2 protein-coding genes are annotated in these 2,669 nt (G+C 35.7%); both read left to right on the plus strand.

The features are described 5' to 3' along the window. The first annotated feature begins 761 nt into the window (after nt 1–761). Entirely contained in the window at nt 762–2,252 is a 1,491-nt protein-coding gene (locus JC605_RS23535) for a DUF1254 domain-containing protein (RefSeq protein ID WP_198858518.1), read from the plus strand. A 34-nt stretch (nt 2,253–2,286) separates the two neighbouring features. Then, a partial coding sequence (locus JC605_RS23540) for a sulfatase-like hydrolase/transferase (protein WP_305069459.1) occupies nt 2,287–2,669 on the plus strand: 383 nt, incomplete at its 3' end.

Genomic DNA, 2,669 nt, shown 5'->3' on the forward strand with positions numbered 1-2,669 from the left:
TTTCCTGGTTCATAGAGAGATTTTCGGAATTCATACCAATAATTTGTCAGCTGCTTTTTTTAAACTATTAGAAGAGATTGCTTGTAATGAGAGAATCGTATGAACCCAAATTAATAAACTATGTCTATTCCTGAAGAGTTATACAGTGGAAAATTTGTAGAATATATAGAAACTATAAAAATCTTATATTTATGTGATGACAAATTTAAAAATTTATGCGACCAGTATTGCGGGGCTGCAAAAAAATCTAAGAAGTATCAAAAAAAGTTTGAGCATTTTTTTCATTCGAAGTTAAAGTCGGATAATTTATCAAAGGAATTAGAGGAAGAGATCTTATTTTATATGATACGCAATATGCATTATGAAAAAAACGATTAATGGATTGGTTTAGAATATAGAGATAAGACCTTGAGTAATTTGTGATTAATACTATTTCTATTAGGTATGATAAAAAATGTAATAAAATGTAAGATGTTTAATTAATTATTTTATAATTAAAAATTTTAAATTTCTTGTTTTTGGTTAGTTATTAGTTCGGAGAAACCTGCTCTTTGGCAGGTTTTTTTTCATAAATGTTGACGAACTTTTGAATCTAATGCTAAGAAATACAATTTTTACATATGGAATGCCTGCATCATTAAAGAAATGATGTTTCACTTTATAAAATGCAACATAACCAAGGCAACAATAATCGGTTATAATAAAAAAGTAGTTTAAATTTAATTAATGTTACTATAATCAATTACTTAAATATTTATATTATGAGAAAATTATCGTTTTGCCTCTGTGTCTTAATTGTGTCTATGACTTCATGTAAAAAGGAAACTGTAGTGAATGAAACTTCTGTTACTGCTCAAGATTCAACAAATGCTTCCATTGATTCAAGTAAAGTTAATCTTAAAGGAAGTTTTGCCGGAACAACATTTTCTAAGGAATATGTTCGTGCTATTGGTCAGTTTGCCTACGTATGGGGATGGCCTATTGTAAATAGTTTTAACAGACGTGTTGCACTTACATCAGTATCTGAACCTGGCTTGCGAGGAGGTGTTTTACCTAATGCTCCTGTGGGGCATATTGCAATGCTTACAGATTACATAGCACCAGACCAACGCTTTGTAGCCTGTCCCAATCAGGATGTTACTTATGGCATGGGTTATGGCTCTCTGGATGATATGCCCGTGGTAATGCAGGTACCGGATTTTGGCGATCGCTTTTGGGTGTATGCTGCATGGGATGCCAGAACAGATGAATTTTCAAAACTTGGTAAACAATATGGAACCAAACCCGGTTTTTATTTAATGGTTGGTCCGAACTGGAAAGGAAAAGTACCTGCTGGTATTTCTGGGGTTTTTCGATCTTCCACAGAACTGGCTGCTTTTTGTCCGAGAGTGTTTCTAAATGATACAGACGAAGACAGAAAAGCAATTCAGCCTGTTTTGAACCAAATAATGGCTTACCCGCTTACTGAATTTGACGGAAAAATGAAAACTATCGACTGGAAAAAAGTGCCTCATTTCCCTGTGCCTGGCAAAAGCAGTGATGAAGAAATTCAATGGGTGCCGGCAGCTACCTTTTTCGATCAGTTGCCAGATATCATGAAAAAAGTTCCTCCTTTAAAGGGAGAGGAAAGTATTTACGCTACCATTAATGCTGTGCTGGATGCTGCCAAAAAAGACCCGTCCTTGATGGCTGTTTTAAAAGAGGTTGCTCTAACTGCCGATAAAGAAATGATCCAGCCTTTAAAACAATGGAAATACAATGGCGTTCCGGCTGGTAATGGTTGGTTTTCTGATAAAAATAATGCGGATTTTGGAGTAGATTACTTTGTGCGTACCGCTACATCAAAATCAAATATGTATGAGAATGTGTATACAGAAACCAAATATATTTATACTGATTTTGACAGCTCAGGAAAAGAACTCGATGGCAACAACTCTTATAAAGTAACTTTCAAAGCTGGACAAGAACCACCTGTTGAAGGATTTTGGTCTTTGACCCTTTATAATGATCATCATTTCTTTCATCCAAATTCTTTAAAGCGATATTCGCTAGGAACAAAAAACAAAAGCCTCAAAAGAAATGCAGATGGCTCGCTTACTTTATATGCCGGGGCGAAATCGCCTGGGACTGATAAAGAAAGTAACTGGCTTCCGGCACCTAAGGGACATTTTTCTGTTTATCTGCGTTCCTATGGACCTAAACAGTCTGTAATAGACGGCACCTGGATGCCTCCAATAGTGGAGAAATACTAAAATATTTTTTTAATAATTTATTAAAACACATATTATGAAAGCTAAAAAAATTATCAGATTTATGTTGGTCTCATTTGGTGCTTTGTTATTCACAAGTGTTAAAGCACAAAACACAGGCGAAAAACTCCCGTATGACGACCCTGCGTTTAAAGGTAAAGTAGAACGTACCTATGATAAGTCGAAACAGGCATGGCCTGAACTTCCCTCACTTGCGAAAGGCGCACCAAATGTTGTGGTAATTTTATTAGATGATGTTGGTTTTGGTATGGCTGGAACCTTCGGAGGTCCTGTTCCAATGCCTTATTTAGATAAATTAGCAGACAAAGGTATTAAATACAACCGTTTTCACACTACCGCAATATGCAGCGCCTCAAGGGCAGCGTTACTTACGGGTAGAAATCATCATGTAGCAGGCAG

Source organism: Flavobacterium sp. IB48 (genome assembly GCF_016405855.1).
In the GTDB taxonomy this organism is placed as follows: Bacteria; Bacteroidota; Bacteroidia; order Flavobacteriales; family Flavobacteriaceae; genus Flavobacterium; species Flavobacterium ginsengisoli.